This window comes from Roseobacter sp. HKCCD7870 (assembly GCF_037830315.1).
Lineage (GTDB): Bacteria > Pseudomonadota > Alphaproteobacteria > Rhodobacterales > Rhodobacteraceae > M30B80.
Genome location: NZ_JBBLYO010000002.1, coordinates 75,970 through 89,400, shown reverse-complemented (window position 1 = coordinate 89,400; position 13,431 = coordinate 75,970). Strand labels below are relative to the sequence as shown.

Below are 13,431 nucleotides of genomic sequence, written 5' to 3'. Positions count from 1 at the left end.
GCGCGGCTCAGGGGGTGATCTTCGACTTTGTGATCACAAATTAAAAAACTGCGATCACAACCATAGCGATTGTCGCAAAGAACCCAACCGCCCAAATGATAGACCGCCACGGCGTGAGTCCTTGCGCATAGGCTGGCACATAAAGGATCCGCGCCACCAAATAGGCATGGGCGCAAATTTCGGTGGCAGCATTAGACGCCCCAAGCGCCGTTACCAGCCCCACCGCAATAGCAAAGAGGATCAATGCCTCAAAATGGTTGTTTAAGGCGCGCTGCAATCGGCCCGCCACACCCGTTAGGCTTTTGGCTGTATCCCGCGCACTCATGGAATACCCAACCCCGACCTGTAAATTCGCAACAACGCCATACAGCATCAATTGGAATACCTGTAAAAAGAAAGCGAGGGCGAGAATGTAGAGCTCGGTCGTCAATGCGGTTTGCATGGCTAAGCCTTTCGTTGCAGCGGGCCAAGCTATCGCAGCTTGGGTGGGTTATCTGGGTCCGATCCCGGCGCGGGGCGGCACCGTGGCTTTTCAACCTGTGGCAGATCAAAACGTAAGCCAACCTTCGCCAATTTCGCGACAAAGGCCTCATGCGCCGGCAAAAACACCACATCAAGCATGCCCGCCTCAACGCCAGACAGATGGAGCGTTTCTGAAACGGCGCGCGCCAAGGCCGCATGCGCCTCAGGCGCTGCATCGATAAAGCAAAGGATATGGCTGTGACTGCCATCGGCATAATCGGCTAAGGCAAGATAGGCCCCTGCGGCCAATCCCGTCAGCCCTGCTAATTTGGCGTCCAACGCAATCAACACATCTTGCGGCAGGCCGCGTGGTGCGTTCAGCGACACGGGGCGCGCATCCATGGATGTTGGTCCCTGCTCGGCAATATCGCGCAGCCAGACCATCGCAGCGCCGTCAAGCAAGATCTCGCTGGGCGCGACCCCAAGGTTCAAGCCCAGACCAATATCCTGAGGTGCCAACATTTTGGCTAAGGCCCGCCCCGTAAGCGCAGCATAGGGTGCTTCTAACCCGTCCACGAACTGCGACAGCCGTTCTTCGCGGTCAAAGGCCAAGACGAAGGAAACCCCCTCAGATGTCAGGATTTTTGGCTCAATCCGATCCCGCCCAGCGGCCATTGGGCGCTCAAGCAGGACGAAGAGCTCAGCCCCCAAAAGGCGGTCATAGAACCGCAGTCGCGGCATCTGGGCATCAGGGTCTGCTTGCATTTGCGCATGGGCATGATCCAAGGGCGTTTCGGTCATCCATCAAGACTCCAACATCTTGCGCAAAAGACGCGCAGGTCAGGATTATTCACCCCATCTCGTATTGCCCCGCCCCGGCCTGCGCAAGGGCGGGGGCAGGATCACACCCAATCTTTCAACGAACTGCCAAACACTTTACCTGTCTATCAGTGTCCTTCCTGTCGCGCCTGACGAGGCGGCCTATCCGCGCAGTTTTGAAAATACATTGCTTGCCTTCCTTGTGTTTTCGGGCATCTACCTGTTGATATCAATGACAGCATCTATTCTTCGAGAACAGGTATCGGCGTAAAAAATATGAGAGACGTGCAAATCGGAAATCTGACGGTCGGCAACGACCGCCCGCTCACCCTTATTGCGGGGCCTTGCCAATTGGAAAGCGCGGATCATGCGCAGATGATTGCAGGTATCCTAAAAGAGGCCTGCGAAAAGGCAGGCGCGCAGTATATTTTCAAGGGCAGCTTTGATAAGGCCAATCGCACCTCACTCAATGCCGCGCCCCCCTTGGGCTTGGATAAAGGCCTTGAGGTTTTGGCATCTGTTAAATCCACGCTTGGCGTGCCTGTTCTGACCGATATTCACGAAAAAGAGCAATGCGCCCCCGTGGCCGAGGTGGTGGATGTTCTCCAGATCCCTGCTTTTCTGTGTCGCCAAACCGCCCTTTTGCTAGCGGCGGGAAGGACGGGTGCCGTGATCAACGTCAAAAAGGGACAGTTTCTTGCCCCGTGGGATATTCCCAATGTGGTCGCCAAAATCGAAAGCACGGGCAATGATCGGATCCTGCTCACCGAGCGCGGGGTCAGTTTCGGCTATAACCGCCTCGTGGTTGATATGCAGTCTCTGCCCGAGATGGCAAAAACGGGCTGCCCCGTGGTAATGGATGCAACCCACGCTGTCGCACAACCTGGGGGTTTGGGTGGCGCATCAGGCGGGCAGCGCGAATTTGCACCTGTTTTGGCCCGTGCCGCCGTGGCGGTTGGTGTGGCCGCGGTCTTTACCGAGACGCACCAAGACCCCGACAACGCCCCTTGCGATGGCCCCAATATGATCCGACTGTCGGATATGCCCGCATTGATTGAAATGTTGATGCAGCTTGACCAATTGGCCAAAGCCAACCCAATCCGCATTTAACGCAAGCCCAATAAGGTATTCGCCATGACAAAACCCCTCGCCGAGGTCACCCCGAATACATGGACCTTTTTGCGCGATCCCATGATCAAACCGACAGGGTTTCGCGAATATGATGCACGCTGGCGTTTTCCCGAAGAGATTAACCTGCCAGGCGTTACAGCCTTGGGTCTAGGGCTTGGCACACAAATGCATGAGGCCGGCATTCGCCCTGAGATCGTGGTGGCCAATGATTACCGCGACTATTCGCTCTCGATCAAAAACGCGCTGATCTTGGGCTTGATGCAGGCGGGGATCAAGGTGCGGGATATCGGCCCCGCCCTCAGCCCGATGGCCTATTTCGCGCAATTTCACCTTGATGCGCCCGCGGTGGCCATGGTGACAGCCAGCCATAACCCCAATGGATGGACAGGGGTGAAAATGGGATTTGAAAAGCCCCTCACTCATGGCCCAGTCGAGATGGCGCGTTTGCGCGATATCGTTTTGGGTGGCGCGGGCGTGGCACGCACGGGCGGTGCGTATGAGTTTGTCGATGGCGTCAAAGAGGCCTATTTGGATGATCTCGTCGGCGATTTCAAAATGACCCGCAAGCTGCGCGTGGTCTGCGCCACGGGCAATGGCACGGCTTCGGCCTTTGCCCCTGAGTTATTCGCGCGCATGGGGGTCGAGGTGGTCGCATCGCATAATGCGCTTGATTACACATTCCCGCATTACAACCCAAACCCCGAAGCGATGGAAATGTTGCATGACATGGCCGACACGGTGCGTGAAAGCGGCGCTGATTTCGCGCTTGGGTTTGACGGGGACGGCGATCGTTGCGGCGTGGTCGACAATGAAGGCGAAGAAATTTTCGCCGATAAGATGGGCGTGATCTTGGCCCGCGATCTGGCCAAACATCACAAGGGTGCGATTTTCGTAGCTGATGTGAAATCTACGGGGCTGTATGCCTCTGACCCTGAATTGCGGGCGCTTGGCGCGCGGGCGGATTATTGGAAAACCGGCCACAGCCATATGAAACGCCGCGTGCATGAATTGGGCGCACTCGCGGGGTTCGAAAAATCGGGCCACTACTTCTTCGCGCCGCCTCTGGGACGTGGCTATGATTGCGGCATGCGCGTTGCGGTAGAAATCTGCAAATTGATGGATCGCAACCCTGACGCCTCTATGGCGGATCTGCGCCGGGCTTTGCCCCAAACCTACGCCACCCCGACCATGTCGCCCTATTGCGCGGACACGCAAAAATACGATGTTCTCGCTCGGTTGGTGGAAAAACTTGTGGCTTTACAGGGTCAAGGCGGCTCACTGGGCGGGCAGAAAATCGTGGATGTCGTAACGGTAAATGGCGCGCGGGTGATGTTGGAAAATGGCGGATGGGGCCTTGTGCGGGCCTCATCCAACACGCCAAATTTGGTGGTTGTCTGCGAAAGTCCCGCCAGCGAAGCAGAAATGCGCGCAATCTTCCGAGACCTAGACGCGATCATTCGAACAGAACCCGATGTCGGGGCCTATGATCAAACGATTTGAGACCACGAAAATAAACCAAAGATTTTTCGCACAAGGGTCTTGATCCTGCGACCCGCGCAAAGTAACTAGCGCGTCACGGTTGGGGTGTAGCCAAGTGGTAAGGCAACGGTTTTTGGTACCGCGTACCGTAGGTTCGAATCCTACCACCCCAGCCAATTCTTCCCAAAACTGACTGGTACACCCGACAGGTAACAAAATGGCGCGCTCACGGCTGATCACGCCGTCTTAGCGGTAGTATTCGTTGGGATTGCGTGCTTTGGTGCGCGCATCCTTTCGCGATAACTGATAGGGTCTTTCATTGGACAGGTTCGGAATTTGTGCCCGCGCGTGATCCGCACGACTCAAATCCAAATCGCAGATATGCAAGGCAGGCGCTGCCGTGCCTGCATCCAACAAAATCTCGCCCCATGGGGCGACAACCATCGAATGACCATAGGTGCTGCGCCCATCTTCATGGCTGCCTGATTGGGCGGCGGCTACGATAAAACTGCCAGTCTCAATGGCACGAGCACGCAGCAGAACCTCCCAATGAGCTTGGCCCGTGGTCACTGTAAAGGCCGATGGCACAAAGATCATGCGCGCGCCCGCCTTGGCATAGTCGCGAAAGAGATGGGCAAAGCGGATATCATAACACACGCTCATCCCCCACGGGCCCCAAGGGGTGTCGACCAACACCGCCTGATCCCCTGCGTCAAATCGGCTGGACTCTCCAATTGGGGCCTGCCCGGCCAGTGCGATATCAAACAGGTGAATTTTATCATAGGCCGCGACCACATCCCCATCAGGCGCGATCAAAACAGCGTGATTGCGGAATTTTCCTGCGCCTTCAGGTCGGATCGGTGTTGTGCCTGCTTGGATCCAAAGGTTGTGCCTGCGCGCCGCATTGCACGCGGCATCCAGAAATGGATCTTCCGAGGCGGCCTTGACCTGTGGCAAAGCTTTCTCACGATCGCGACACATCAAACCCGCCACTTCAGGCAGACATAAAAGATCTGCGCCCGCTTCCGCGGCATCGCGCGCAAACTCTTGCATCACGGCGATATTTGGGGCGTGGGTCGTGGCAGAACACATCTGCCCAAGAGCCACACGCAGATGATCGGCAGCCTTGCTCATGACCCGCCTGCCTCGGCGCGGGCAATAAGGTTTGCAACCTCAGGGCCAAGTGCCTCGACCACCAAAGCCACGCCCTTGGCATTGGGGTGAATGCCATCGGGCTGCATCAAATCGCTCAATGCCTCTTGGCGGTTACTTTCAGCGGCCGCGGCAATAGGCCCAAGAAAATCAAGCACAAGACTAGTCTCATATTGGGCCGCGAGATCGGGGTAAATCGCGTCAAATTCAGCCTTAAATGCGGGGCCGTAATTATTGGGCGCGGGCAAGCCCACCAAAAGAACAGGCAAATTGCGCGCAGATATTTTCTGCAAAATTGCCTCAAGGTTGGCGCGGCTGGTTGCAGGTGGAATCCCACGCAACAGGTCATTCCCTCCCAACGCCACGATCACGGCATCCACTTCAGGGGTCAGCGTCCAGTCAATCCGAGACAGCCCCCCTGCGGTCGTGTCACCCGAGACACCCGCATTGACGACTTGTGCATCAAGACCTTGCTCATTGAGCCAATTTTGCAGCTGCGGCACAAAACCTTCGCCTTGGGGCAAGCCGTATCCTTGGGTCAGACTGTCGCCCAAGGCAACAACCTGCACCTGCGCGGCGCCCGTCTGTGGCAGCAGCATCAGCAGCACGCCAAAGAGCGCCGCCCAGACAGGCCGCCCCTTGCCGCAGCGCGGCAAAACCCCATATCGAGATGCAACCAAGTATGCGGGGTTATTGAACATGGCTGAAACCATCCTTTCGCTTGAAGACGCGGATCTGTCCTTGATAGGCAATGCGGGCCCTGTCGATATCCTACATGGGGTGTCTTTGACGATAAGCAAAGGGGAAAGCGTCAGCCTCGTTGGGCCATCGGGTTCGGGCAAGTCCTCGCTCTTAATGTTGATGGGTGGATTAGAGCGCCCCACATCGGGCACAGTGCGTGCGCTTGATCATTATTTGGGGCGTATGGATGAAGATGCCTTGGCGCGGTTTCGCCGCAGCCATATGGGCGTTGTTTTTCAATCTTTTCACCTGATCCCAACCATGACCGCGCTAGAGAATGTTGCAACGCCCCTTGAATTGGCAGGGGTGGCCGATGCGTTTGATCGGGCCGAGGCTGAACTGGCTTCGGTTGGCCTTGCGCATCGTGCGGGGCATTATCCTGCGCAAATGTCCGGCGGTGAACAACAGCGTGTGGCCTTGGCCCGTGCGGCAGCACCGCGCCCCTCGATCTTATTGGCGGATGAACCCACAGGGAATTTGGACGCAACCAATGGGGCGCAGATCATGGACCTTCTGATGGATCTGCAAACCCGTCACGGGGCTACGCTGATCCTCGTCACCCATTCTTCGGAACTGGCCGCAAAATGTGACCGCATGGTCACCTTGCGCGATGGTCGGGTCGTCTCAGAAACACGCCCGCAAAAAGGATCGCGCACATGATCATGGCGTGGCGAATTGCGCAGCGCGAATTGCGCGCGCAATGGCGTGGGGGGTTGCGTGGTTTTCGCATTTTCCTCGCCTGTTTGATTTTGGGCGTGGCGGCTATCGGCACTGTTGGCACAGTGCGCAGCGCAATTGGCGATGGCTTGTCGCGTGAGGGGGCGGTGATCCTTGGCGGAGACGCTGAAATGGAATTCACCTATCGCGGCCCAAATGATGAAGAGCGCGCCTTTATGGCGGCAATCTCAACAGACCTCTCTGAGACAATCGAACTGCGGTCTATGGCGGGTTTCGCGGGGCCCGAGGGGATGGATTACGCCCTGACCCAATTGCGGGCGGTCGATGCGGCCTATCCGCTTTATGGCGCGGCGGGTCTTATACCAGATCACCCGATCCAAGAGGTCATTTCTGCGCAAAATGGCCTGCATGGCGCGGTGATGCAGAAAGTGCTGATTGATCGTTTGGGCATGCAAATTGGTGATGTCTTCACCATTGGAACGGCAGAATTTCAGCTGCGCGCCGCACTTGATGCAGAACCTGATGGCGCGGCAGGCGGCTTTGGCCTTGGCCCGCGCACCATCATATCGCTGGACGGATTGACCGCCTCAGGCCTGATGCAACCCGGCACACTTTATGAAACCGAAGTGCGGCTGAAACTGTCCGAAGGGGCAAATTTCGATAGCTTGCGCAGTCAGATGGAGGCGGCCTTTCCCGAAGGCGGTATCCGCTGGCAAGACAGCCGCCGCGCGGCCCCGGGGGTGCAACGCTTTGTCGATCGTATCGGCACGTTCCTTGTGTTGGTTGGCCTTGCAGGTCTGGCCGTAGGTGGGGTTGGCATTGCTGCCGCGGTGCGGGCCTATTTGGAAAATCGTCTATCCACCATTGCGATCCTGAAAACCATCGGGGCCGAGGGGCATACAATCTTTGCCGCCTATCTGATCCAAATTATTATTTTGGGTGCCGTTGGTGTTGGCATGGGCGTGGTGCTTGGGGCGGTGTTACCGCTTGTGGCGGCTCCGTTCTTGGCCCCGCATATGCCTGTAGATTTGAACATAACCATCGCCCCTGCTGCCCTTCTTGAGGCGGCAAGCTATGGCGCACTGACGGCGTTAATCTTTACGCTGCTACCCTTGGCGCAAACCGAACGCTTGCGCGCCGCAGCGATCTTTCGAGATGCGGCAAGCCCAGCCATTGCCACCCCGCGCAAACGCTATATCGCAGCGCTGCTTGGCCTATGCGCGGCGCTCTTGGGTTTGGCGCTATGGCGGTCTGGCGTGCCGATTTTGACGCTTGGCGCAACAGGGGGGATTGCCGCAGCACTTTTGATCCTATGGGTGGCTGCATGGGTGTTGCGCCGCGTCTTGCGCAATTTGGCGCGCGGGCGCGCCTTACGCGGACGGGTTATGCTGCGCGCGGCCCTCGCTGCGATTGCCGCCCCCCGTTCAGAAGCAACCGCGGTGATGATCTCGTTGGGTCTGGGCCTGTCAGTTCTGGCGGCGGTGGGGCAAATCTCGTCCAATCTACAAAATGCGATTGACCGCGACCTTCCCGAGGTTGCCCCCTCCTATTTCTTTGTCGATATCCAACCAAACCAGATTGACGCCTTTCTCACCCGCACGGCAAGCGACCCTGCGGTATCACGAGTGGAAACCGCGCCCATGCTGCGCGGCATCGTGACGGGGATCAACGGGCAAGACGCGCGCGAACTGGCAGGGGATCACTGGGTCGTGCGCGGGGATCGTGGCCTGACCTATCTGGACGAAGCCCCACCATCTGACCAAATCGTTGCAGGGCAATGGTGGGATCAAGACTATGACGGGCCACCATTGATGGCCTTTGCCGCCGAAGAGGCCGCCGAATTAGGTGTCGGGCTTGGCGATCAGATCACTGTTAACGTTTTGGGGCGGGACATCACCGCGACCATTGCCGCGCTGCGTGAGGTTGATTTTTCGAATGCAGGGATTGGGTTTGTTATGACCCTCTCCTCTAACGCGCTTGCAGGCGCACCTCATACATTCATCGCAACAGTCTATGCCGAAGAGTCCGCAGAAGCGCAGTTGTTGCGTGATATTGCGGGCAATGCCCCCAATATTACCGCCATTCGCGTCCGTGATGCACTAGACCGCGTGGCCGAGGCGCTTGAGGCCATTGCAAAGGCAACGTCCCTTGGCGCAGGCGTGACCCTGTTGACAGGATTGATCGTCTTAATCGGTGCGGCCGCATCGGGCGAACGGGCGCGCAGCTATGAGGCTGCACTTTTGAAAACCCTCGGCGCCTCGCGTGGGCAAATCCTGTCATCCTTCGCCCTTCGTTCCGCATTGTTAGGGGCGATGGCAGGCTTGGTCGCCCTTGGCGCAGGCACGCTTGGAGGCTTTGCGGTCATGGAATTTGTGATCGAGGCGCCCTTTCAGTTTGATCTCACCTCGGCCATTCTCATCATTGGCGGCGGTGCCTTGGTCAGCCTTGCTGCGGGGCTTGGTTACGCATGGCGACCTTTGGCCATGCGCCCTGCGGGACGGTTGCGCGCACGCGATTAAGCGCGCGGCCGCACCGCAAATTTAGCCTTGCTTATGCGCCCATATCCGCGCAGATTTTAATCATGTTCAAACTGTTCAAGCGCACCCCCAAACCCACAGGACAGGCAGCCCTAGGTCAGGGCAAAGGCGGGCAACCGCGGCCTGAATTGGCAAGCTATATCGTGGGCGACCTTATGGGCTGCGCTAGTTTGCTTGAAGGCATTTTGGCGCGCATTGATGCCCATATCGGCAATAGTGGCGCAACAAATCCACAATTGGTGTTCGTTGGAAATTACCTGCACGCGGGCGGGCAAGGGCTAGCCACGCTCGACCGCCTGATGGATCTGACCCAAGAATTTCCAAATAACGTCACCTGTCTTTGCGGTGCGCAGGAGCGACTTTTGCTCGATAGTTTAGACGCGCCGGCGGTGCGACTTCAACGCTGGCTGCGTGCAGGGGCCCCGCGATTTTTACAGGAACTCAAGCTTGACCCGAACCTGCCCCCCGATGACTTGGTTGCACATTTATCAGAAGTCTTGGGAGAGGCGCGCATTGCGTGGTTAGCCAACCTGCCGTTGTTTTGGAAATCAGGCAGCTTGGCTGCAACACATGCAGGCGCTGATCCGCATCATCCGCTTGACCAACAAAGCGGCCGCAATCTGATCTGGGGCCATCCTGAATTTGCCTATCGCCTGCGTGGAGATGGCCTATGGATAGCCCACGGCCATAACGCAGTCGACAGCGCAACCCAAGCGGAGGGACGCATCGCGCTAAACACCCGCCCCGATGAAACAGGACGCCTAAGCGCCGTGGCAATTTTGCCCGATGGCAGCACCACCGAATTGCATACCTAAGAGAGAGGTGAGCGCGGACTAACCGGGGAGAGCTGATTAATCCGCGCTTTTAAGGAGAAATCGGGTGTCCCTCAGGGGTGACGGCAGGATCCCGTCAGGACACCCGAAACGCTTTGCCCATCTCAAACCACTGGAAGGGACTAACAACCAGAGACTTGGGCCTTGCGTGTAAATGGCCTTTGCGCGCGTGCCTTCGCATCGGCCCAATCAGGTTTGCGCCTGATCATGACCAAGATTTAGGGTCACCCTTGCTGAAAGAAAATATTGCATTACAACATATTTTGATAGGAAAAAACTAACAAGGCATCCGCCATGCCAATTCCAAAAATTCCGCTTACCTTGCGCCAACTTCGGTACTTGGTCGCGATTGAGGAAACGGGCCATTTCCGCCTAGCGGCAGAATCCTGTGGGATATCGCAACCCTCGCTCTCGGTGCAGATCAAAACCCTGGAGGAGGCATTATCCCTGACCCTGATTGAACGGGGGCGCGGGCCTGTCAAATTGACCCTAGCGGGACGCGAAGTTGTGGCGCGCGCGCGCGATATTTTGGACGCGACCCAAGCAATTGTTGATCTATCCGCAACCTTGCAAACGGGCCTCGCGGGCACATTGCGCCTTGGCACGTCCACTACGCTGGGGCCTTATCTGATGCCACATATCGTGGGCGATTTGCATCGCTCCCACCCTGATTTGCGTCTCTATGTGCGCGAGGCGGCCCCGCATGACCTTGCCCGTCAAATCAGCGAAGGGGGCCATGATCTGATCCTGACTCAGTTGCCAATCCCTGGCGCGTCTTTGGTCACGGAACGATTGTTCCGAGAGCCCTTGGTCGTGGCAATCTCAGCCGATCATCCACTTGCGCAGCGCAGCCAAATTGAGCCGCAAGACCTCAGCGGCGAAACAATCCTGTCACTGTCACCGAATTATGCGCTGCATGACCAGATATCTGCACTTTGTGTTGAAACAGGGGCGACATTGTCGCGCGAATATGAGGGCACATCGCTTGATGCCCTGCGCCAGATGGTTGCAATGGGGATGGGGGCCACATTTTTGCCTGCGCTCTATGTGCGTTCCGAAATATTGGGGCGCGCGCAGGATGTTGCAGTAAGGCCCTTTAAGGGCAAGCGTTTTTCGCGCTCTATCGGGCTTGTATGGCGCTCAACCTCAGGGGCCAGCACTGCGCATCGGCAATTGGCCGATGTGATCCGCGGCTACGCGCGTCAATTGCCCGAACTGATCATCGAGGGCTAGGCGCGCCCCAATATCGCACCGCTTTTGCCGCGCTTGCGCCCTTCTGCCGCAGTTCTTGAGTGAAACAATCTGTCCCATAGAGGCTCAATGTTGAGCCGCAGTGTAAAAGGCGACAGAGTATGAATGAGCAGCAAGACGAAAACAATCAACGGCTAAGCCTTGCCGATTTAGAAGCGCTGAGTTTTGACAGCCTCAGCAGATTGTCGGCCAAAACACATCAAGCCAAACCTCTTTCACGCCGCATCGCCCGCGCCGAAGCCAAAGGACGCGCCCGCGCAGGCCCTCGCTATTTATTGCATTGCCTTGAGGATCTGGCGCTTGGTCGCTGTGATGGGGGGGCGATGCCGAAATTGCAGCCCAGACAAGGCATGCGGTTACATTGTGACATCGCCAACGGCTTTTTGCCCGCGGCCTTTGATCTGGCCCTGCCCGAGTTTCTGCAGATCGCCGAGGCGGAAGGGGCGGCCTGTTTGGCCTTTGCCAATGGTCATAGCCCAGGATTTCTGCCGCAGATGGCCGAAGACGTTGCGCGGCGCGGCTATGTGAGCTTGGCGCTATCGACCGATACGGCATGCATCAGCACAAACCCGCGTTTGCCACCGACTTTGGGGGATAATCCAATCGCACTAGCAGTCCCTGACAAGCGCGGACAAGGTGTGTTGATTTTTGAACAAGGCCAAGCCGCGATATTGCGCTACACTGTATTTGATCACATCAAATCAGGAACCACCCTGCCGCCCCAGCTTGCGCTTGATGATCACGGGCGCGTCACGTAAAACCCTCGCGCGGCGATTGAGGGCAACATCCTGCCTGTTAAGGGCAGCTACGGGTTCAATATTGCGGTGATGGTCGAAATTCTCGTGCTCAGCCTTGTCGGGGCGGGGGCCTCGGCCATGATCAGTGACCCTGATGATCCAAGCAGTGGGCCGCAGCGCATGGGGCATTGTCTTTTTGCCATCAAGCCGCAATCATACGGGCAGGTATCGGCGCTTGAGCAATTCACCCAAGCGCTTCTTGCCGATGCCCCCAATAGGTTGCAGGCGCTTTCGCGCAGGCAAAAATTTGAAACCGCGCTGACAGAAGGGGTCGCTGTGCCTCAGGCGCTATTGGAACGGATCATCGCCGCATGACGCGACCCGATCTTAAGGGGATCAGCCTCAAGAGCCTTGAGACCTTCGAGGTTATGGCGCGCACGGGATCGCTGTCCGATGCGGCCGAGGAGATGGGTCTATCCGTGCCTGCCGCCTCGCAACAACTGCGCAATTTATCTTTGGCGGTGGGGGTTGAATTGATTGACACCCGCAGGCGGCCTATTGGCCTGACACCTGCGGGGCGGTTGTTCCTAAAACGGGTGGAAGTGGCGCTTGGCGCGCTGCGTGCAGGGCAAAAAGATCTGAGCCGCTTGAACCTATCGGGCATATCCGCCCTTGGTCTTGGGGTTATTGATGATTTTGAGAATGATCTAACCCCACAATTGGCCGCACGTTTGGCCGAGACGCTCAGCGATTGTAAATTCCGCCTACAAACTGGGGCGAGCCACATCTTGCTCAATATGTTGGCCAAGCGGAACCTTGATATGATCATTTGCGCCGCACCGCAGACCGCGCCCGCCGATATCGTGGCGCACCCGATTGTGCAGGATCCCTATATTTTGGCCCTCCCAAAAGGATATGCCTTTGAGGGAAGGTTCGAAGATTTGGGCGGGCTTGCTTTTTTGGGTCGCGACCCCGCGCAGGTTATGGCGCAGCATATTGATGAGTATCTTCAGATGCATGATATGCAGGTTAGTCGCAGATTTGAGATCGACTCGAACCAATCCATTTCGGCCCTCGTGGCAGCAGGGCTTGGCTTCACCATCACAACGCCCCTAAGCCTGATGCGGGGCGAGCGATTTGCAGATGGGATTGACACCCACCCCTTGCCCTCACCCGCACAACCGCGCCAGATCATGCTCTATTGCACCGATGACTGGACGGGGGCCATTCCCAGTGAAATGGCGAACCTGATCCGCGATCTTTCACAAAAGCTGTTCATCGCGCCAGCCCTGCAAAGGATGCCTTGGCTGGGGGCGGATTTCCGCGTGCTTTAGCGCCCTTAATTTCGGGTGACTCGCGCGCGGTTTTGTCCCTCCATCAACCGATAATCAGGAAAAACACCACATGTTGGGGTTGCGCCGCAGCGCAGAATTTAGCGCTAACTCTCTAAAAACGCACAAATACAGCCTATGGTTTAAATATGCTCGCCACCAAACTAGGTATGTTTTCCAAGGAAATTTTCAAATATTGTTAATAAATTTACAAATTCCGCAACGCAGTGTAAATTTGTTACACAGAAATCGCGGAAATCAGGATGTATTTCTTCTGAAG

The 13,431-nt window shown here is 57.0% G+C and carries 11 protein-coding genes, 1 tRNA gene and 2 pseudogenes; 10 read left to right on the top strand and 4 right to left on the bottom strand.

What is annotated here, in order from left to right; all coding sequences use genetic code 11:
- Positions 1-40: 40 nt before the first annotated feature.
- Together AAC637_RS08810 and AAC637_RS08805 are read right to left on the bottom strand one after the other, a co-directional pair.
- On the bottom strand, positions 41-442 hold the full coding sequence (locus tag AAC637_RS08810; RefSeq protein WP_340303237.1) for an MAPEG family protein: 402 nt from the start codon (positions 440-442) through the stop codon (positions 41-43).
- Between the two features lie 29 nt (positions 443-471).
- Positions 472-1,263 (bottom strand): SseB family protein, encoded by a 792-nt coding sequence (locus AAC637_RS08805; RefSeq protein WP_340303236.1) that lies wholly within the window; start codon positions 1,261-1,263, stop codon positions 472-474.
- 127 nt (positions 1,264-1,390) lie between these two features.
- Here AAC637_RS08805 and AAC637_RS12695 point away from each other — a divergent pair.
- From AAC637_RS12695 to AAC637_RS08790, 4 genes and pseudogenes are all read left to right on the top strand, one after another.
- Positions 1,391-1,552: pseudogene (locus AAC637_RS12695) on the top strand (capsule biosynthesis protein); the annotation flags it as partial.
- A gap of 5 nt (positions 1,553-1,557) precedes the next feature.
- Complete coding sequence (kdsA, locus tag AAC637_RS08800; RefSeq protein ID WP_317655712.1) at positions 1,558-2,391, top strand: 3-deoxy-8-phosphooctulonate synthase; 834 nt, start codon at positions 1,558-1,560, stop codon at positions 2,389-2,391.
- Positions 2,392-2,415: 24 nt separating this feature from the next.
- On the top strand, positions 2,416-3,912 hold the full coding sequence (locus tag AAC637_RS08795) for a phosphomannomutase/phosphoglucomutase (protein ID WP_340303235.1): 1,497 nt from the start codon (positions 2,416-2,418) through the stop codon (positions 3,910-3,912).
- An 80-nt stretch (positions 3,913-3,992) separates the two neighbouring features.
- Positions 3,993-4,067, top strand: a tRNA-Gln gene (locus AAC637_RS08790).
- A gap of 70 nt (positions 4,068-4,137) precedes the next feature.
- Here AAC637_RS08790 and AAC637_RS08785 read toward each other — a convergent pair.
- A complete protein-coding gene (locus tag AAC637_RS08785; protein WP_340303234.1) occupies positions 4,138-5,025 on the bottom strand; it encodes a carbon-nitrogen hydrolase family protein in 888 nt (295 codons plus the stop codon).
- The gene (locus AAC637_RS08780) at positions 5,022-5,744 is read right to left on the bottom strand and encodes an arylesterase (protein ID WP_445322730.1); all 723 of its coding nucleotides are present in this window, start codon (positions 5,742-5,744) and stop codon (positions 5,022-5,024) included. Before AAC637_RS08780 ends, AAC637_RS08785 begins: the two co-directional genes overlap by 4 nt.
- On the opposite strand from AAC637_RS08780, the gene AAC637_RS08775 reads away from it, so the two are divergent.
- The 6 genes and pseudogenes from AAC637_RS08775 to AAC637_RS08750 all read left to right on the top strand — a co-directional run bounded on the left by AAC637_RS08775 (position 5,743) and on the right by AAC637_RS08750 (position 13,154).
- Positions 5,743-6,444, top strand: a complete 702-nt coding sequence (locus tag AAC637_RS08775) for an ABC transporter ATP-binding protein (RefSeq protein WP_340303233.1) — start codon at positions 5,743-5,745, stop codon at positions 6,442-6,444. The two genes, AAC637_RS08780 and AAC637_RS08775, sit on opposite strands and share 2 nt — an antisense overlap.
- Positions 6,441-8,981, top strand: coding sequence for an ABC transporter permease (locus tag AAC637_RS08770; RefSeq protein ID WP_340303232.1), 2,541 nt, complete (start codon positions 6,441-6,443; stop codon positions 8,979-8,981). The genes AAC637_RS08775 and AAC637_RS08770 overlap by 4 nt, the downstream gene beginning before the upstream one ends.
- On the top strand, positions 8,930-9,814 hold the full coding sequence (locus tag AAC637_RS08765) for a serine/threonine protein phosphatase (RefSeq protein WP_340303683.1): 885 nt from the start codon (positions 8,930-8,932) through the stop codon (positions 9,812-9,814). The genes AAC637_RS08770 and AAC637_RS08765 overlap by 52 nt, the downstream gene beginning before the upstream one ends.
- Before the next feature lie 312 nt (positions 9,815-10,126).
- Positions 10,127-11,065 carry a hydrogen peroxide-inducible genes activator gene (locus AAC637_RS08760; protein WP_340259821.1) on the top strand — a complete coding sequence of 313 codons (939 nt, stop codon included), beginning with the start codon at positions 10,127-10,129 and terminating at the stop codon, positions 11,063-11,065.
- A 119-nt stretch (positions 11,066-11,184) separates the two neighbouring features.
- Positions 11,185-12,195 (top strand): annotated as a pseudogene (locus AAC637_RS08755) (Ldh family oxidoreductase).
- Complete coding sequence (locus AAC637_RS08750; protein ID WP_340303231.1) at positions 12,192-13,154, top strand: LysR family transcriptional regulator; 963 nt, start codon at positions 12,192-12,194, stop codon at positions 13,152-13,154. The pseudogene AAC637_RS08755 and the gene AAC637_RS08750 overlap by 4 nt, the downstream one beginning before the upstream one ends.
- Positions 13,155-13,431: the final 277 nt, after the last annotated feature.